The organism is Streptomyces clavifer (genome assembly GCF_036345975.1).
Lineage (GTDB): Bacteria > Actinomycetota > Actinomycetes > Streptomycetales > Streptomycetaceae > Streptomyces > Streptomyces clavifer.
On record NZ_CP107793.1, the window covers coordinates 5,040,772 to 5,058,483 of the forward strand.

Sequence of the window (17,712 nt, forward strand, 5' to 3'; positions counted from 1 at the left end):
ATCGTCGGCCTTGTGCCACTTGGCCCGTGGCCCGCCGGGGCCGTGCATACCGGGTGGGGGTTCAACGGCCCCGCAGTGCGAGATGGACCACGTCCGGCACACCTCGGGCAACCGCTACTTCTTCGGCCCGTACCGCGCGGAATCCGGCATTCCGCAGTGCCTCGCCGAAGGCCGCGGACGGCTGCGCGGACCACACGGCGAGGACCCCGCCGGGCGTCAGCCGGGCCCGGCAGGCCGCCAGACCGGCGGGTGAGTACAGCCCTTCGTTGTCCTCGGTGACGGTCCAGTCGGGCCCGTTGTCGATGTCCAGGCACAGGGCGTCGTAACGCTCCGTGGTCGTCCGGAGGTGCTCGACGAGGTCCTCCCGCAGGATCGCGGTCCGCGGATCGGCGAGGGCCGCGGCGGAGATCCTGCCGAGCGGCCCCTCCAGGTGCCAGTCCACGACGGCCGGCTCGCGCTCGACGACGGCGATCCGTCCCCAGCGCGGGTCCGCGGCGGCGCGGACGAGTGAGAATCCGACGCCGAGACCTCCGATGAGCAGGGCGGGATCCCGTCGGCCGGCCGGCAGTGCGGCGAGCGCCGCGTCGATCAGCAGCCGCTCGGAGCGGCCGTCCGAGGTGTCCATGAGGAAGCAGCCGTTGGCGATGATCTCGAAGTCGTCGCCGCGTTCACGGAGGACGACCTCGCCGAACGGCCCCTCGCGCCGGTCGAGTACCACGGGGCGGGCTTCTGCGCTGGGCATGGGCGAGGTCTCCGGTCTCCGGGCGGCGGCGCTCCTGATCCGGCCCATCCTTCCCGCAGCCGGCCCGCCGGGACCAGTGGATTCCCGCAGACTCACCCTCAGGGGCGGGGTGCCTTCACCCCGTGGACCGCGGTGTACTCGGCCGCCAGCCAGGGCCCCAGGCTCTCGATGAGCATCGCCAGTACAGCCGGATCCGGCGAAGGGGTGCGTGCTGTCCCGGCGGCGGCCCGGACCTGCGCCGCGCGTTCCGGGTGGTCCGGACAGAACCGTGCGAACAGCTCGGCGGACCGGCGCAGATCGCTCGTCCAGCCGCCCCAGCGGGGCATGACCAGCGTGAACGCCGTCCGGACGAGACGGCGGGCGACGCCGCGGCTCAGCCGCAGGCGTGCCTCGTCCGTGACGGCCTCGGCGGCCATGGTGCGCCACCGGGGGAGCGCGAGTGCCAGGTCGCCGTTCGTCTCGCGGGCGAGCAGTGAGGTGGGCCGGTAGCGCGGCAGCTGCGCGGCGAGGTCCGGGCCGATCAGCGGGGTGCAGAGGCAGGCGACGAAGAATCCTCCGTCGTGGCGCTCCACCTCGCCGAGCAGGGCGCCGGCGGAGTCGAGGAGCAGGCCGACCCCGTCGATCACCGGGAAGGCGGCGTCCAGGGCGGCCCCCGCCTCCTCGCCCACCGTCCGTTCCGCGCCGGTGGGGGCGTCGTGCAGGGCGACGAGGAGATCGAGGTCGGAGACACCGGGAATGGCCGTGCCCCGCGGAATGCTGCCGTAGAGGTAGGCGCTGTGCAGCCGGGTCGCGCCGAACGTACCGACGATGCGGTCGCGGGCCGCCTCGACCACCGGGACGAACGGCCCGGGCACGCGGTCGAGGGCGCCTTCGCGGAGGATCGTCCCGTCCGGCGCGAGGCCCTTGTCCGTGTCTTCGCACGCAGTCGCTTCGTTCATCTGCGGATTCTCGCAGGCGCTGCCCCTCGAAGTGGGTGATCGCTCAGAGCGAACGCGACGGGGGGAACATCCGGCGGCTCCCTGGCATTGAGTCCGTATAGCTCAACTTACCTGCCGAAGGGGAGATCATGACTGCCGAGTCCCATGCGTCCGAGGCCTTCACGCCGGTCGACCTGCCCGTGCTGCCCCTCGACGACGAGGTCGTGCTGCCCGGAATGGTGGTGCCGCTCGACCTGTCGGATGCCGAGGTGCGCGCCGCCGTCGAGGCGGCACAGGCCGTCGCGCGACAGGGCGGCGGCAAGCCCGAGGTGCTGCTCGTGCCGCGCATCGACGGCAACTACACGGGGACGGGTGTCCTGGGGACCGTCGAACAGGTCGGCCGGCTCTCGGACGGGGACCCGGGCGCCCTCATCCGGGCCCGCGACCGGGTGCGCATCGGGGCCGGCACCAGTGGCCCCGGGAACGCGCTGTGGGTCGAGGGCACCAGGATCGACGTGTCCGTCCCGGACCCCCTGCCGGGCTCCGCCGCCGAGCTCGCCAAGGAGTACAAGGCGCTCGCCACCAGCTGGCTGAAGAAGCGGGGCGCCTGGCAGGTCGTGGACCGGGTGCAGCAGATCGATGACATCTCCGCGCTGGCGGACAACTCCGGATACTCGCCCTTCCTCACCACCGCGCAGAAGGTGCAGCTGCTGGAGACCGTGGACGCGGTCGCCCGTCTGAAGCTCGCCATCCAGTGGCTCGGCGAACACCTCGCGGAGCAGGACGTCGCCGAGTCCATCGCCAAGGACGTCCAGGAGGGCGTCGACAAGCAGCAGCGCGAATTCCTGCTGCGGCGCCAGCTCGACGCCGTACGCAAGGAGCTCTCCGAACTCAACGGGGAAGCCGGTTCCGGCGACGAGTCCGACGACTACCGGGCACGCGTCGAGGCCGCCGATCTTCCGGAGAGCGTCCGCGAGGCCGCCCTCAAGGAGGTCGAGAAGCTCGAGCGCGCGTCGGATCAGAGCCCCGAGGGCTCGTGGATCCGCACCTGGCTGGACACCGTCCTGGAACTGCCGTGGACCGAGCGGACCGAGGACGCGTACGACATCAGGGGCGCCCGGGAGATCCTCGACGCCGAGCACGCCGGCCTGCACGACGTGAAGGAGCGCATCACCGAGTACCTCGCGGTGCGCAAGCGGCGTGCCGACCGCGGACTGGGTGTGGTCGGAGGCCGGCGCGGCGGTGCCGTGCTGGCCCTGGTCGGGCCGCCCGGCGTGGGCAAGACCTCGCTCGGCGAGTCCGTCGCGCACGCCATGGGCCGCAAGTTCGTCCGCGTGGCGCTCGGCGGTGTCCGCGACGAGGCGGAGATCCGCGGCCACCGGCGTACGTACGTCGGCGCGCTCCCCGGACGCATCGTCCGCGCCATCAAGGAGGCCGGTTCGATGAACCCGGTGGTCCTGCTCGACGAGATCGACAAGGTCGGCTCGGACTTCCGGGGCGACCCGGCCGCCGCTCTGCTCGAAGTGCTCGACCCGGCGCAGAACCACACCTTCCGCGACCACTACCTGGAGGTGGAACTCGACCTCAGCGACGTGGTGTTCCTGGCCACCGCCAACGTCCTCGAAGCCATCCCGGAGGCACTGCTCGACCGCATGGAGCTGGTCCGGCTGGACGGCTACACCGAGGACGAGAAGGTCGTCATCGCCCGCGACCACCTGCTCCCGCGCCAGCTGGAGCGGGCCGGCCTGGAGGGCGACGAGGTCGGCCTCGACGAGTCCGCGCTGCGCAAGCTCGCCGGTGAGTACACGAGGGAGGCCGGCGTACGGAACCTGGAGCGGGCCGTCGCCCGGCTGCTCCGCAAGGTCGCGGCCCAGCACGAACTGGGCGACCGCGAGCTCCCGTTCACGGTGACCGACGAGGACCTGCGGGGCCTCATCGGGCGGCCCCACCACGTTCCCGAGTCCGCCCAGGAACCGGCCGAGCGCCGTACCGCGGTGCCCGGCGTGGCCACCGGCCTCGCGGTGACCGGGGCGGGCGGCGACGTGCTGTTCGTCGAGGCGTCGCTGGCAGACCCGGAGACCGGGGCGTCCGGACTGACCCTCACCGGCCAGCTCGGCGACGTGATGAAGGAGTCCGCGCAGATCGCGCTGAGCTTCCTGCGGTCGCACGGGGCGGAGCTGGAGCTGCCGGTCGCGGACCTGAAGGACCGCGGCGCGCACATCCACTTCCCGGCGGGCGCCGTCCCCAAGGACGGTCCGAGTGCGGGCATCACGATGACGACGGCACTGGCCTCGCTGCTCTCCGGGCGGCTCGTCCGCACGGACGTGGCGATGACGGGTGAGGTGTCGCTGACCGGACGTGTGCTGCCGATCGGCGGTCTCAAGCAGAAGCTGCTGGCCGCGCACCGGGCCGGCATCACCACCGTGGTGATCCCCAAGAGGAACGAGGCCGACCTGGACGACGTCCCGGCCGAGGTTCTCGACACCCTGGAGGTCCACCCGGTGACCGATGTCCGCCAGGTCCTCGAGATCGCCCTCGCTCCGGCCACGGCCACGGCCAGGACCGGGGACAGGATCCCGGCCGCGGCGTAGGCGCCACGCAGTGACGGGCGCGGCACCACGGACACGGCCGGTACGGACGGCCCGTCCCTCCCTCGCGGGAGGGGTGGGCCGTTCCGCGTACCCGTGCGGAGCGGGTCACGGGCGGTAGACGGTCCCCGGCTCCGGCTCGGCGGGGGCCATCAGCTGAGGCACGGTCACGAAGGTGTAGCCGCGCTCCTTGAGGGTGTCGATGATGCCCGGTACGGCGGGGACCGTGCCCTTGTAGATGTCGTGCAGCAGGATGATCCCGTCCTTGCCCGCCTGGTCCAGGATCCGCTTTCTTATCAGCGCGGAATCGTTGGTCGAGTAGTCCTTGGCGGTCGCGCTCCACAGGATCTGCGCCAGCCCGAGCTCCTTGCTGATCGTGGAGACGGTGTCGTCGGTACGGCCCTGCGGCGGGCGCATCAGCCGGGGCCTCTTCCCCGTGATCTCCTCGATGGCGAGCTGGGTCCGCTCCAGCTCGGCGCGTATCTCGTCGGGCTCCTTGTCCGTCAGGATGCCGTGTGTCCAGGTGTGGTTGGCGACCTCGTGCCCCTCGGCAGCGATCCGGCGCACCGTGTCCGGGTGCTTCAGGACATGGTTCTTGCCCAGCAGGAAGAAGGTGGCCGGCACCTTCTTCTCCTTGAGGACGTCCAGGAGGCGCGGGGTGTCCTCGGCCGGGCCGGCGTCGAAGGTCAGCGCGATGCACTTCGCCTTCCGGCAGTCGACCGGGCCGAACGATCCCTTGGCGTCGGCGGCGGCGCCGCCGCGGGCCGTCGCGGGGGCCGTGGTCTCCGTGGAGCAGCCGCTCAGCGTCAGAGTGAGCACGGTCACAAGAGCGGCGGCCAACCCCGCACCGGACGACGTCGTCTTTCCATGCACAGCAGGTCACTCCCCAGGGCCGGGCCGCACACCGGCGGTGCGGAACGGTGTGACTATACATAGCGCGTATACGCTCAGTGCATAGCGGGGTCGGGGCGGAGCTCCGCCGGGCGCGGGGCTCGCCTCCGGGGGCCGGTCGTCACAGGGGGGATAAGCCGTTCGCGAGCGCCTGCGCGCGGTCGAGGGCGTCGTTGATGTGGTTGTGGTCGCCGGCCGTCGGGCCGGACGACGTGTACTGGCACATCGCACGGCGGTCCCAGCCGGCCGGGAGTTCGCCGACCGTGCTGCTGTAGCGCGCCACCCGGAGGGGTTTTTCGACGTCCGTGCCACGGCGTCCGTGGTGTCAGCGACGCCACGCGCGTAAACCCCTGCTCCGGAAGGGGCCCGGCACCTGCCGGAGGTCTGATCCTGCGAAATACTGGCGGAGCTGCGGTGATGGCCGGAGTTGAAAGAGACTTTCATCGGCAGGAAAGCGTATGAGGAGTGCTGACGTGCACGGGAGCGGAATCGGGAGTGGGCCCGGTGCGGCGGCCGGGAGCGGTGTGGACCACGAGTTCCTCGCGCTGGAGCGGGAATTGGCGGTCTTCCTGCGCCGGGCGCGTGCCAACTCCGGTGAGATGGCGCGTGAGGTCCACCCGGACCTGGAGTCCGCGGCCTACGGCCTTCTCGTCCGGCTGGAGTCGGCCGGGCGGCAGCGTGCCACGGATCTCGCCGCCTACTTCGGTGTCGGCAAGGCGACCATGAGCCGTCAGCTGCGGGCCCTGGAGGTCCTCGGCCTGGTGGCGCGCGAGGACGATCCGGCGGACGGCCGCGCCTCACTGGTCCACCTGACCGGCGAAGGCCTCGTGCGCTTCCGCAGTGTGCGTGACGCCCGCCGCGGACGCTATGCCCGCAAACTGGCGGACTGGGACCGGGCCGAGGTCGCCGAGCTGGCGAGACTGCTGCACCACCTGAACGAACGCGCCGAGGGCTGACGGCCGGCTGCGCGGGGCGGCCGGAGGCCGGTGGCAGCGGGGCCCGACGGCCTCCGGTCGGACCGGGTCAGAGCTCGACGAGGACCGCTGTCGCGTCGTCGTGCGTCTTTCCGCGGCGCAGGTACCTGCGGTCCGTGTCGGCCCGCTCCAGCTCCCGGACGCGGTCGATCAGCCCCTGTGGCCCCGCCTTGCGCAGCAGCCCCAGGGTGGCCGTCCAGTCGCCCTCCCCGAACGTCTCCGTCCAGCGGGACGCACCGTCGGTCAGCGCCGCGAGCGCCCGGACGTCCGCACGCGGAGTTTCGCCCGTCACCGCGCGTGAGACGACCAGGGGGTCGGCGGCGGCCGTGAAGAAACCGCCCTCCTTGTTCCGCGCGCGGGCGTCCGCGACGGCCTCGGAGGCGAGGGAGCCGGGCGGAAGCCGGTCGAGACGGTCGTCGACCACCGGCAGGACCGCTCCGTCGGGGGCCTCGAGCAGCAGGACCGAGTCGGAGAGCACCAGGTGCTCGACCACCCGTTCGTCCCACCGTGCCAGGACCACTGTCGCCTGGGGCGTTCGCACGTGAGAAAGGTCACACACCGAACGGTGGGCGGCGGCGGTGCGCCCGATGGACTCCGCGAGGACCTCCGTCAGAGTCAGATCCCGTCGCGAAGCGGACAGTTCGATCAGTGATCCGCCCAGTCGCGCGGTGAACCAGGGGACCGAGTGCACACACCCGTCATCGCCTGCCGGCGGCGTGACACCGTCGAGCAGGGCGAGGACACCGCCCTGGCCGGCGGCCGGGGCCGCAGTCGATGCCCAGTCCTCGTTGGGGCGTTGAGGGGTGCCCGGCTCAGTGGCGAGTTCGATGCGCATCCGGTCAGTCTGCACGATGGCTTCACGGACCCTCCATGATCCGGCCGTTGGCTCGAACCAGCAGGTCAGCAGGGTCCACGGGTAGGGAGGGTGGGGCTCCGTGCATATGCGGGCGGGCATCTTGCCAAAGCCTGGGCCGAACTTCCACCCGGCGGTCCAGGCATGCCAGGGGGCGCCCGTGGGGAGACTTGTTCGCCAACTCCGGAGTGATGTTCACTCCTTCGAGTGGCGGAGCGGTTGATGCGCGCCCCCCTCTCAAAAGCGCTGGAATGGTCGGAAGCCATACCAGGGGGGTCGGGGGCGCCCTTTCACATGACCGTGCGTCACCTCTGCTTCATGGGTGGACGAGTCAAGATTGCGAGCACCGGTGCAGAAGAAGCGGCCTCGGAGCAAGGACAGCACGCGTGAGGAGTCCGGGGCCATGCCTCCGGCAGCGGGTGCCGGAAAGCGGACCGTACGGGTGCGCAGCCGGCTCGTCGCCGGTGTCGCCGTCGTCGGCATCACCGTCGTCGCCGCGGGAGCCCCGGCGGCCCTCGGCGCGTCCTCCGACCTCAACGAGTCCCAGCGGCTGGTCACGCTCGCCGAGCTGAACCAGCAGGCGATCACGCTCGCGCACTCCCTCGCGGACGAGCGCGACAGGGTCACGGCGCACATCGCGGCCGGCCGTGACGACGACGACAAGGGCGGCAAGGACGGCGAAGGCGATCCCGCGGCCCGTGTGGACCAGCAGGTGGACGAGATCCGGGAGGCCGCTCCCGCCGCGCTGCGCCGCGACCTCTCCACCATCCCTGCGCTGCGCCGCACCGCCCTCACCGGCGAGGGCACGGCGATGGAGGCCCACCAGGCGTACTCAGAGGTCATCGCCAAGCTCCACGACCTCGCCGACGAGCTGGCCGAGAAGACACCGCCGCGGGCCGCTGAGGCCACCCGCGCACCGCTCGCCCTCGGTGGCGCCGTCGAGCAGGCGTCCGCCACCAGGGGCCTGCTCCTGGCCGCGCTCGCCGTGCCCGGCACGCAGCAGGCCGAGCCGCAGATCGACCCGTTCACCGGTCTGCCCGTCCAGAACCAGGACGAGGGCGGCAGCGAGGACGACCGCAACCGTGACGAGCTGAGCGCCGCCGCCCAGCAGACGCGCGTGCAGGAGCTCGCGTCCCTCGCCGAATTCGACCAGGCCGCCGCGCCCGCCGCCCGCGACAAGCTCGCCTCCACGGTCACCGGCCCCGAGATCAACAGCGCGGAGAAGTACCTCACCCGGCTCACCGACCGCCCCGAGCTCTCCGACACGGACCGTGCCGTGGACGCCGGGAAGGTGAGCGCGGCACTCTCCGCCCGTATCGACCGGATGCGCAGCGTCGAGTCCGCTCTGGGCACCGCCCAGGTCAAGCGCTTGGAGCAGTTGCGCGACGACGACGTCACCGCGCTGGAGCTCCGGCTCGCGCTGCTCGGGGGCTGTCTGCTGATCGCCGTCGGCGTCTCCACCGCCGTCGCCCGCACGCTCACCCAGCCGCTCGCCGTCCTGCGGATCGGTGCCGGCCGGATCGCCGCCGAACCGGAGACCGCCGAACCGGTCCGCTACACCGGGCGCAACGACGAGTTCGCCCAGGTCGTACGGTCGATCAACGCCGTGCACGGCAAGCTGCACGCGCTGCAGCAGGACGTCACCGGCCGCTCCGAGGGCCTGCGGACCGAGCGGTCCGGACTGGTCGCGGACCGCGAGACCCTCACGCTCCAGCGCGACGAACTCCAGGTCCAGGTCGTCGAGCTGACCAAGCAGCTCAGGAAGCTGCGGAACACGGTCAACCACACCTTCGTCAACCTCTCCCTGCGCAATCTCGGTCTCGTCGAGCGCCAGCTCGGGGTCATCGAGGGCATGGAGGAGCGCGAGCAGGACCCGGAGCGCCTCGCGACGCTCTTCAAGCTGGACCACATGGCCACCGTCATGCGGCGCCACAGCGAGAACATGCTGGTCCTGGCGGGAACCGAGCACGGTCAGGGACACCCGGACCCGATCCCGCTGGTCGACGTGCTGCGCGCAGCGGTCAGCGAGATCGAACGGTACGAGCGGGTCACCATCCAGTCCCTGCCGCCGCACGCCCGGATCGCGGGCTTCGCCGCCGACGACCTGAGCCACCTGGTCGCCGAACTCCTGGAGAACGCGACGTCCTTCTCCCCGCCCGACTCCCATGTCGAGCTCTCCGGCTGGGTGCTGGAGACCGGTGAGGTGATGCTCTCCGTGCAGGACGAGGGCATCGGCATGTCGGCGGTCCGGATGGGTGAGCTCAATGCCAGGCTGGCGGACCCGGCATCGTTCGAGGCGGGTGAACAGGCCGCGGACGGGGCAGGACTGGGACTTCAGGTGACCTCGCTGCTGGCCGCGCGCCACGGCATCCGGGTGGAGTTGCGCGAGCAGAAGGGAAGCGGGGTGGCCGCGGTGGTCGTACTTCCCGGAGCCCTGCTGCCGAAGGCTCCGCCGACGGCGTCCCCGCCGCCCGTGCAGCTGCCCGGCGACGCGCCCACGCTGAATCTTCCGGGTTCGGTGGCCGAGGCGAACTCCAACGCGCTGCCCGCCCGTTCGGCCGACGGCACGGACCCGCTGATCGAGGCCGCCGAACGGACGCTCAGGGAATCGGGTACGGACCCGGCGCCTTCCCCGGAGGCCGTGCCCGCCGAGCCCGCCGTCGAGGATCCTGCCGCACAGGAGCCCACCGCGCCCGCCCTCGAAGGGCCTGCCGCGGAGGAGCCCACCGTGCCGGCCCCCGAAGGGCCTGCCGCGGGAGAGCTCACCCCGCCCGCCCCCGAGGGACCTGCCGCGGAGGAGCCGGCCGAGCCCGTCGTCGAGGGACCGGTGCAGGAGTCCGCTGCCGAGGAGGCCACGCACGCGGCGGCCGCCCCCGTGACGGCGACCCCCCGGACGCCTTCCCCGGACACGGCAGCCCCCGGGACGACGGCGGTCCCCGCCGAGTCCGAGGCCGAGACCACGATGCAGGTGCGGCTGCCGAGGCCGCAGGACGCGCCGGGCCCGTACGCCATCGGCCCCGACCGCCACGAGCGTGCCGCCGACACGAGTCCCGCCGCGCCGGGCCCCTCGTCGGTCGCCGACGCGCTGCCCGGGCCCAGGCAGCCCTTGACCGGCACCCCTTCGCAGGGCCTGGGCGAGGAGGTGCCCGATCCGGCCCCCGTGCCGGAGCGCCTCACCGACAAGGGGCTGCCCAAGCGCACCCCCGGCATCGCTTCCCCCGCCGCCGCCCCGGCGGCCGAGCGCACGGGCGGCCTGGACAAGGACGACCTGCGCCGCAGGCTCGGCGGCTTCCACCAGGGGGCCGAGGACGGCCGGCGCGATGTCGAGGCCGAGATCGCCGAGGGCGCACCAGAGACCGACAACACGGAGCTGACCGACCGGACCGAAGGTCGCATCGATGAGACGGGGGATACAGTCGAGGAGGCACGCAGTTGACTGCGCCCAGCACATTGGGACTGAGTACCGAGGCCCGGAATCTTCACTGGCTGCTGAGCAACCTGGTGGAGGAGGTGCCAGGGGTCCACTCCGTGACCGTCGTCTCGTCCGACGGCCTGATGCTGCTCTCCTCCGACCCCGGTCTCGCGCTCGCCCCGGAGGGCCGACGGCAGCATGACGGCCCGAAGGGCCCCAGGGGCTCCAGCGCCGACCTCGCCACCATCGTCTCCGGCATCGGCTCCCTCACGATCGGTGCCGCGAAGCTGATGGACGGCGGCGGCGTCAAGCAGACGATGGTCGCGATGGACGAGGGCAGCGTCTTCGTCATGTCGATCAGCGACGGTTCGCTGCTCGGCGTGCACGCCACCCCCGACTGCGACATGAGCGTCATCGCCTACCACATGGCGCTCTTCGTCGGCCGTGCCGGACACGTACTCACCCCCGAACTCCGCAGTGAGCTGCGCAAATCGATGGAGAGCGCCCAGTGACGTCTGCTGCTGAACCCGTACGCAAGCTCCCCGTCCGGGGTTCCGACCGCAAGGCCGCACGGGTCCGTCCGTACTCCCTCACCGGCGGCCGTACCCGCTTCGGCCACGTGCTGCTCGTCGAGACGTTCGTCGCCGCGCTGGAGGCTCCCGAGGAGCGCCGCGAGCTCACGAACGGAAACCTCGCCTCCCGCGTCATGCCGGAGCTCCGCGCCATCGTCGAACTCTGCCGCCGTATGCGGACGGTCGCCGAGATCTCGGCCCTCCTGAAGATGCCGCTCGGCGTCGTCAGGGTGCTGCTCAGCGACTTGGCCGACCAGGGAAAGATCCGCGTGTACGGAAGCGGTCACGGCACCGGCCAGCCCGACCGCGCACTGCTCGAAAGGGTGCTCAATGGACTCCGCCGTCTCTGAGGCGCCGCTCTTCGCCCCGCGTCAGCCGGGGCCGCAGGACCAGACCGAGGGTCCGGCGCAGCCCTGGCAGCTCGACCACACCCGTGCGCCGACCGCGACCAAGATCGTGGTCGCGGGCGGCTTCGGCGTCGGCAAGACGACCTTCGTCACAGCCGTCTCCGAGATACCCCCGCTGCAGACCGAAGCGCTGATGACGCGGGCCAGCGAGGAGACCGACGACCTCAGCGCCACGCCCGACAAGGTCACCACGACCGTCGCGATGGACTTCGGCCGTCTCACGCTCGACGACGACCTCGTCCTGTACGTCTTCGGCACCCCCGGTCAGCAGCGCTTCTGGTTCATGTGGGACGACCTGGTGCGCGGCGCGATCGGCGCGGTCGTGCTCGCCGACACCCGCCGCCTCGCCGACTGCTTCCCGGCCCTCGACTACTTCGAGAGCTGCGGGCTCCCGTACATCGTGGCCGTCAACCACTTCGAGGGAACGCCCGGTTACGAGGAGCAGGACGTCAGGGAGGCACTGACCGTGCCACCGCACGTACCTGTCGTGATCATGGATGCGCGTCAGAGGATCACGGTCGTCGAGGCGCTGCTCGCCCTGGTGGGGCACGCGCTCGAGGTGGCACCCGCGTAACCGCCCACGCACACACAACGGAGTAGCGCCATGCGGAAGATGCTCATAGTCGGAGCCGGCCAGTCCGGTCTCCAGCTGGCTCTCGGACTGCAGTCCAAGGGCTACGAAGTCACCCTCATGTCCAACCGCACGGCGGACGAGATCCGGTCCGGCCGGGTCATGTCGACGCAGTGCATGTTCCACACGGCTCTCCAGCACGAGCGCGACCTCCAGCTCAACTTCTGGGAGTCGCAGGCTCCGCGCATCGAGGGCCTCGGCGTCTCGGTCGCCGCCCCCGACTCCTCGCGGGCCGTCGACTGGGTCGGCAGGTTCGACGGTCACGCGCAGTCCGTCGACCAGCGTGTGAAGATGGCCGGCTGGATGGAGACCTTCGTGCAGCGGGGCGGTCAGCTGGTCATCCACGGTGCGGCCGTCTCCGACCTGGACTACTTCTCCCGCACCTACGACCTGGTGATGGTGTCGGCCGGCAAGGGCGAACTCGTCTCCATGTTCGGCCGGGACGCGTCCCGTTCGCCGTACGACGCCCCGCAGCGCGCCCTGGCCGTCGCGTACGTCCACGGCCTGGGCCCGCGTCCCGAGCACCCGGACTTCGACGCGGTCCGCTGCAATCTGGTCCCCGGTGTGGGCGAGCTCTTCGTGATGCCGACCCTGACGACGTCGGGCCGTGCGGACATCCTGTTCTGGGAAGGCGTTCCCGGCGGCCCGCTCGACGCCTTCCAGGGCGTCAAGGACCCCTCGGAGCACCTGGCCAGGACACTGGAGCTCATGGAGCGGTTCACCCCGTGGGAGTACGCACGCGCCACCAAGGTCGAACTGACCGACGCCAACGCCACGCTGGCCGGCCGGTACGCCCCGACCGTACGCCGTCCGGTCGGCCGGCTGCCCGGTGGCGGCCTGGTCCTGGGCGTCGGGGACGTGGTCGTCGCCAACGACCCGATCACCGGGCAGGGCTCGAACACCGCCTCCAAGTGCGCCCACTCCTACCTGGACTCGATCGTCGAGCACGGCGAGCGGGAGTTCGACGAGAAGTGGATGCAGGCCACGTTCGACCGGCACTGGGAGGACACCCGGCACGCCGTGAAGTGGACGAACGCGATGCTCGCCCCGCCGCCGGAGCACGTGCTCAACCTGATCGGCGCGGCCGGTCAGCTCCCGCCGGTCGCCGACCGGTTCGCCAACGCGTTCAACGACCCGGCGGACCTGGACCACTTCTTCTTCGAGCCGGAGAAGACGAACGCGTACCTGGCCGAGGTGTCGGGCGCACAGGCCTGACACCCGCACCCCACGGCAGCCGGGGCGCCGCGCCCGTCACGAAGGCGCGGCGCCCCGGTCCCGGGGGCCGAGTGCCCTATGTCTGCGGGGCGTCGTACCCCGTGTCCGATCCAAAGGACGCTCCCTCCGGCAGCTCGGGGAGCGTGTAGGAGGACAGCGGCTCACCGTCCGGGTCCGGACGGACCGCGCCCAGCAGCGGGTTCGACGCCAGGGGCGAGACCTTCACGGAGGCTCCGGGCCGGGGCGCCTGCACCACCAGGCCGTCCCCGATGTACAGCGCCACATGGGTCGCCTTCGGGAAGTAGACCACCAGGTCACCGGGGCGCAGCGACGCGACCGGTACCTTCGGCAACCGCGCCCACTGCTCCTGCGAGGTGCGCGGAATGGTCAGGCCCGCCGTCGACCAGGCCCGGGAGGTGAGTCCGGAGCAGTCGTACGCGTCCGGGCCCTCCGCCCCCCAGGCGTACGGCTTGCCGATCTGACCGATCGCGTACCGGACCGCTTCGCTGCCGGGCCCGGACGGGAGTCGCGTCGAGCTCAGCGCCCCCGAGGCGACCAGTTTCTTCTGGGCCGCGGCGGTGTTCCGCTGCTCCAGCTCCGACAGTTCCGCCAGCTGTTCCGGGGAGAGCGAGGCCAGCAGTGCCTCGACGTCCCTGAGCCGGGACCGTGCGGTGTCCCGCTGCTCCTTCTGCTGTGCCGCCAGCTTCCGCTGCCGGGCCAGCACCGCGCGGGACCTGGACGCGAGGGCGTCCGCGTGCCGCTCGGCGCCGGTGAGCCGGTCGACCGTCGCAGCCCGTCCCGCCTGCGCGCGTTCGATCACATGGCTCTGTTCCAGGGCGCGCTGGGGGTCGGGCGCGAGCAGGAGCCGCAGGTACACGGAGAAGTCGGTGTGCCCCTGGTACTGGGCACGGGCCAGGCGGCCGGCGTCCCGGCGGCTGCTGTCCAGGGCCGAGCGGGCCGCGGTGAGCTCGGTGCCGAGCTTCGCAGCCCGTGCGGTCTGCCTCTTCAGCTCCTCCTCGGCGCCGGTGAAGAGCTCGCCGGCCTCCTCGGCCTCCTGGTAGAGGGTCTGCAGCCGCGTCAGCATCCCGGCGATGGTCTGCGGGGCACCGGCGGCGGGAACGGGGTCCGGGGCGGCCGGCTCCGCGGTGGCCGGGGAGACGGCGGCGACCGCGGCCAGGGCCGCGGTGCAGAGGGTACGCGCGAGTCTGCCTGACACGACATCACCTCCGGTGACGGGGGCGGGGTGTCATCCTTAAATCGGACTACCCCACAAGTGCTCGGATCTTGTCCATCCGGTCACTCGGTGCCGGGCGAAGCAAGGACCGTCCCGCGTGGCGCCCCGGGCACCCCCGAACGGCGGAGGGAGGGGACGGCCGCCCCACGGCGAATGCGGGAGGCCGGGTTCCGTCGCGCCGCGTCGCTCCACGGCGAGCGCGGGACGGCGGTGGGCCCGCTCCGCGTCACTCCACGGGGAACGCGTAGAAGACCCGGTCCCGCTGCACGACCGCCGTCCTCCCGGCGGCCAGCACCCGGTACGGGACCTGGACGGTCGCGCCCCCGGGTTCCTGCACCCCGACGTCCTGGAACTTCCACAGCCGCCGCCCGTCCGCCGCCGCGAACGCGGTCACCTGCGAGAGGTCCGCGGCGAGCAGGGTCTTTCCTCCGCCGCTGAGCGCGAGGGCCGGCGCGTTGCCGCCGAGCGGGACCTCGGTGGACCGCCGCCACAGCACCTTGCCGGTGGCCCGCTCGACCGCGCCGACCTCCTGGTTGCGGTTCGTCGTGTGGAGGAGTTCCCCGGCCCGCACCGGGGTGCCGAACACGGAGGCGGCGGTGCCGTGCAGCGTCCACGCCGGCTTCCCGGTGGCCGTCTCGAAGGCCTGCAGATCGTCGCCCACCGCGCCGTACAGCCGGCCCTCCTCGTCACCGAGCGCCGCCCCGCCCGGAGTGACCGCTCCGAACTGCCGGTTCCACAACAGCTTGCCGGTGGCGCGGTCGAAGCAGCGGAAGAACGCCTTGCCCTTTCCGGCCGTGACGTCGGCGGGGGTGAGGGTCGCGGCGTCCTGGCGTACGACGACGTCGGTCTCCCGGACGGCCGTGAGCCGGTACGCGGGAGTGCCGGGGGCCCGCCCCGCGGGCACGGCGATCCGCCAGAGCTCCTTGCGCCGCACGATGTCGTAGGCGAAGAAGTACGCCCTGGCGACCTGCGTGTCCTTGCCGGCCTTCTTGCCCTTCTTCGGCTTCGGCGCCTTCACGGTGACCGTGTGGGAGCCGGCGAACCAGACGACGGACGCGGACCGGCCGGTGAGCGTCGCCACCCTGAGGTTCGGCACGCCGGGGAACTGGTCCGCATACCGGACCCGGTGCCGGACCGTCCCGTCCCCGGGCGCCAGCCAGAGGAATTCGGTCGGGCTCGCCAGGAAGCAGAGCCCGTCGCCCGCGGGCAGCACGGCCTGGGCCCCGGCGGCGTCCGGCTGCTGCCAGACCTTCCGCCCGGTGCGCAGGCCGACTCCGGTGGCCCCGGCCGCTGTGGTCAGCACCAGCAGTTCGTCCTGCCAGACGCCGGCGGTGAGCGGGGCGGGCTCGGTGACCGGGTGGGTGTACATCCACCGCGGTTCCGGTGCCCGGCCGGGGACGGTCGTACGCGCTTTCGGCGTGGGCTTGTCGTCGGAGGCGGAGGCCGTGTCCTCGGATCCGAGGGCGAACACGGCGCCCCCTCCGACGACGAGTCCGGCCGCCCCCGCGGCGACAGCGGTGAGCAGGGCCCGCCGGCCGGGAGCCGGAGGGGCGGGGGGAGCGGGCTCCGGCGCCGGTGCGGGCAGGGCAGGCGCGGCCGGGTAGGCGTACGCGGGGTACGGCTGGGCGGGCGCGGTGGGCGACCCGGGTACGGCGGGATGCGGAGGCAGGGCGCCGGCCGGTTCGCGGGGGACGGCCAGCTGGGTCGTCGCCCGGTCGGCGGGCGGGGTGCGTGGCGGGGTGCGCAGAAGACGGGCGGTGCCGGTGTCCCAGCCGCCGCCCGGGTCCGTGCCGCCGGACCCGTCGCCGGGACCGTCCTGGCCCCCCGGCGACCGCGTGCCGGGGTCCGCGTGTGCCGGGTCGCCGGGGGCCCCCGGCGACCCGGCCTCCGGTCCCGCACCCGACGGTCCCCGGTCCGGACGGGCGTCGTCCGGCTCCGCACGCCTCGGCTCTTCCTCCACCGCCGGTCCGGCTTCCGCCGCGACGGCCGGGCTCCGGTCCACCGGTGTTTCCAGCGCCCGTGCCCGTGCCGCCTGGTCCGTGACCGCCGCCGCCAGGACGTCCGGGAGCCAGCCGCCCTTGGCGAGACCCGCGGCACCCTCCAGCGCCAGCTCCGCCGCCACCGATCCCGCACTCGGCCGCTCGGCCGGATCCTTCACCAGGCAGCCAGCGATCAGCGCGCGCAACTCGGCCGGTACGGAGCCGAGTTCAGCCGGTGCGTGGGCGATCCGGGCGGCAGCCTCGTCCGCCGGTCCGTCCGCGAGCGGGGTCGTCCCGGTCGCCGCGTACGCCAGCAGCAGCCCCAGGACGAAGAGATCGGAAGCGGGCCCCACGTCCTTGCCCTCGACCTGCTCGGGCGTCAGGTAGTTCAGCCGTACGGACAACTGCCCGCCCGCCCTGGCCTCGGCGGAGGCGGCGGCGCCCAGCGGTCCGAACGCCGTCAGCCGGGGGCCGTCCTCGGCCAGCAGCACCGTCCCCGGCGCCAGCCCCTGGAGCACGGCCCCGGTGGCGTGCACCCGGGAGAGGGTCTCGGCGAGGCCCGCGCCCAGTATCCGTACGGCACGCTCGGGCAGCGGGCCCGCGAGGGCGATCGCCTCGGCCAGCGTCAGAGCGGGCACGTACGCCGCCGCCGTCCACATGTCACCGTCGCCCGGGGTGTCGAGCGGTGGCTGTACCCAGCCCCCGGACAGGCGTTCGGCGGTCAGGGACTCGGTCCGGAAGCGCCGCCGGAACGCGGGCACCACGGCAAGGGCCGGCCGCGCGGCCGTCACCACCGCGAGGTCGCCACCGTCCGAGTCCCTGACCAGGTACTGCACCGCACTCGCGGTCTCACGGAAGCGTGTCAGCACGGTGTACGGGCCGAAGTGGCGTGGATCGTCCTGACGCAGCGCCTCCATGGCGCACCCCCCTCATGACCGTGCCCTCGGCACCTGACCGACGATCCTAGAGGGTGCGGCGCGTCGGGGCGGGGTGCCGCTCAGGTGCCGCTGCGGGGCTTCGTCCAGGGCCACTTGAGCGTCCGGCGCTCCCGTCCTCCGGGGACGTACTCGTACACCCAGCCACGCTGCAGCCCGAGCCGTTTGGTGTAGCCGGACGGGGCGCGCCGGTAGGCGTGCACCGTGGCGGGGCCGCCGCCGGCGTCCGGCACGGGGACCTCGTACCACTTGGGCGGATGCCCGGTCGGGCCGAGGAGCACGGGCAGGACCCGGCCGTCCAGGGGCCCGCCGGTGAAGGGGGTGTTCTCGCTTTTCACCAGGTCAGTCTGACCCAGGCGGGA

General features: G+C 72.6%; 14 protein-coding genes and 1 pseudogene. 7 read left to right on the forward strand and 8 right to left on the reverse strand.

All coding sequences use genetic code 11. The annotated features are described in order from the left end of the window. Nucleotides 1–61: 61 nt before the first annotated feature. Both OG927_RS22235 and OG927_RS22240 read right to left on the reverse strand, forming a co-directional pair. Nucleotides 62–742, reverse strand: a complete 681-nt coding sequence (locus OG927_RS22235) for a spermidine synthase family protein (RefSeq protein WP_056794188.1) — start codon at nt 740–742, stop codon at nt 62–64. Between the two features lie 98 nt (nt 743–840). Next, nucleotides 841–1,680 (reverse strand): nucleotidyltransferase family protein, encoded by an 840-nt coding sequence (locus OG927_RS22240; RefSeq protein ID WP_124281203.1) that lies wholly within the window; start codon nt 1,678–1,680, stop codon nt 841–843. A gap of 128 nt (nt 1,681–1,808) precedes the next feature. Here OG927_RS22240 and lon point away from each other — a divergent pair, with 128 nt between their 5' ends. Beyond that, nucleotides 1,809–4,250, forward strand: a complete 2,442-nt coding sequence (gene lon / locus OG927_RS22245) for an endopeptidase La (protein ID WP_330320674.1) — start codon at nt 1,809–1,811, stop codon at nt 4,248–4,250. Nucleotides 4,251–4,355: 105 nt separating this feature from the next. On the opposite strand, the gene OG927_RS22250 is transcribed toward lon, so the two are convergent. Both OG927_RS22250 and OG927_RS22255 read right to left on the reverse strand, forming a co-directional pair. Beyond that, on the reverse strand, nt 4,356–5,120 hold the full coding sequence (locus OG927_RS22250; RefSeq protein ID WP_330320675.1) for a polysaccharide deacetylase family protein: 765 nt from the start codon (nt 5,118–5,120) through the stop codon (nt 4,356–4,358). A gap of 139 nt (nt 5,121–5,259) precedes the next feature. Further along, a pseudogene (locus OG927_RS22255) lies at nt 5,260–5,430 on the reverse strand (lysozyme); the annotation flags it as partial. 166 nt (nt 5,431–5,596) lie between these two features. Between OG927_RS22255 and OG927_RS22260 the strand changes: the two are divergent. Next, a complete protein-coding gene (locus OG927_RS22260) occupies nt 5,597–6,094 on the forward strand; it encodes a MarR family winged helix-turn-helix transcriptional regulator (RefSeq protein WP_330320676.1) in 498 nt (165 codons plus the stop codon). 67 nt (nt 6,095–6,161) lie between these two features. On the opposite strand, the gene OG927_RS22265 is transcribed toward OG927_RS22260, so the two are convergent. Beyond that, nucleotides 6,162–6,947: a hypothetical protein gene (locus OG927_RS22265; RefSeq protein WP_056794198.1), complete on the reverse strand. Its 786-nt coding sequence runs from the start codon at nt 6,945–6,947 to the stop codon at nt 6,162–6,164. 367 nt (nt 6,948–7,314) lie between these two features. On the opposite strand from OG927_RS22265, the gene OG927_RS22270 reads away from it, so the two are divergent. The 5 genes from OG927_RS22270 to OG927_RS22290 are packed head-to-tail and all read left to right on the forward strand — an operon-like array spanning nt 7,315 to nt 13,202. After that, on the forward strand, nt 7,315–10,401 hold the full coding sequence (locus tag OG927_RS22270) for a sensor histidine kinase (RefSeq protein ID WP_330321342.1): 3,087 nt from the start codon (nt 7,315–7,317) through the stop codon (nt 10,399–10,401). After that, nucleotides 10,398–10,889 (forward strand): roadblock/LC7 domain-containing protein, encoded by a 492-nt coding sequence (locus OG927_RS22275; protein ID WP_056794201.1) that lies wholly within the window; start codon nt 10,398–10,400, stop codon nt 10,887–10,889. Before OG927_RS22270 ends, OG927_RS22275 begins: the two co-directional genes overlap by 4 nt. Next, entirely contained in the window at nt 10,886–11,299 is a 414-nt protein-coding gene (locus OG927_RS22280; protein ID WP_330320677.1) for a DUF742 domain-containing protein, read from the forward strand. Before OG927_RS22275 ends, OG927_RS22280 begins: the two co-directional genes overlap by 4 nt. Continuing rightward, on the forward strand, nt 11,280–11,930 hold the full coding sequence (locus OG927_RS22285; protein WP_056794206.1) for a GTP-binding protein: 651 nt from the start codon (nt 11,280–11,282) through the stop codon (nt 11,928–11,930). Before OG927_RS22280 ends, OG927_RS22285 begins: the two co-directional genes overlap by 20 nt. Before the next feature lie 30 nt (nt 11,931–11,960). Continuing rightward, the gene (locus OG927_RS22290; protein WP_056794207.1) at nt 11,961–13,202 is read left to right on the forward strand and encodes a styrene monooxygenase/indole monooxygenase family protein; all 1,242 of its coding nucleotides are present in this window, start codon (nt 11,961–11,963) and stop codon (nt 13,200–13,202) included. A 76-nt stretch (nt 13,203–13,278) separates the two neighbouring features. Here OG927_RS22290 and OG927_RS22295 read toward each other — a convergent pair whose 3' ends face one another. The 3 genes from OG927_RS22295 to OG927_RS22305 all read right to left on the reverse strand — a co-directional run bounded on the left by OG927_RS22295 (nt 13,279) and on the right by OG927_RS22305 (nt 17,688). After that, nucleotides 13,279–14,418, reverse strand: coding sequence for a C40 family peptidase (locus OG927_RS22295; protein WP_330320678.1), 1,140 nt, complete (start codon nt 14,416–14,418; stop codon nt 13,279–13,281). 244 nt (nt 14,419–14,662) lie between these two features. Continuing rightward, on the reverse strand, nt 14,663–17,332 hold the full coding sequence (locus OG927_RS22300) for an outer membrane protein assembly factor BamB family protein (protein WP_330320679.1): 2,670 nt from the start codon (nt 17,330–17,332) through the stop codon (nt 14,663–14,665). 80 nt (nt 17,333–17,412) lie between these two features. Then, nucleotides 17,413–17,688 (reverse strand): hypothetical protein, encoded by a 276-nt coding sequence (locus OG927_RS22305; RefSeq protein ID WP_209469749.1) that lies wholly within the window; start codon nt 17,686–17,688, stop codon nt 17,413–17,415. Nucleotides 17,689–17,712: the final 24 nt, after the last annotated feature.

Coding starts and splice junctions, on each gene's coding strand:
- OG927_RS22235 (WP_056794188.1), bottom strand. CDS start 742: ATGCCCAGCGCAGAAGCCCGCCCCGTGGTACTCGACCGGCGCGAGGGG.
- OG927_RS22240 (WP_124281203.1), bottom strand. CDS start 1,680: ATGAACGAAGCGACTGCGTGCGAAGACACGGACAAGGGCCTCGCGCCG.
- lon (WP_330320674.1), top strand. CDS start 1,809: ATGACTGCCGAGTCCCATGCGTCCGAGGCCTTCACGCCGGTCGACCTG.
- OG927_RS22260 (WP_330320676.1), top strand. CDS start 5,597: ATGAGGAGTGCTGACGTGCACGGGAGCGGAATCGGGAGTGGGCCCGGT.
- OG927_RS22265 (WP_056794198.1), bottom strand. CDS start 6,947: ATGCGCATCGAACTCGCCACTGAGCCGGGCACCCCTCAACGCCCCAAC.
- OG927_RS22285 (WP_056794206.1), top strand. CDS start 11,280: ATGGACTCCGCCGTCTCTGAGGCGCCGCTCTTCGCCCCGCGTCAGCCG.
- OG927_RS22290 (WP_056794207.1), top strand. CDS start 11,961: ATGCGGAAGATGCTCATAGTCGGAGCCGGCCAGTCCGGTCTCCAGCTG.
- OG927_RS22300 (WP_330320679.1), bottom strand. CDS start 17,332: ATGGAGGCGCTGCGTCAGGACGATCCACGCCACTTCGGCCCGTACACC.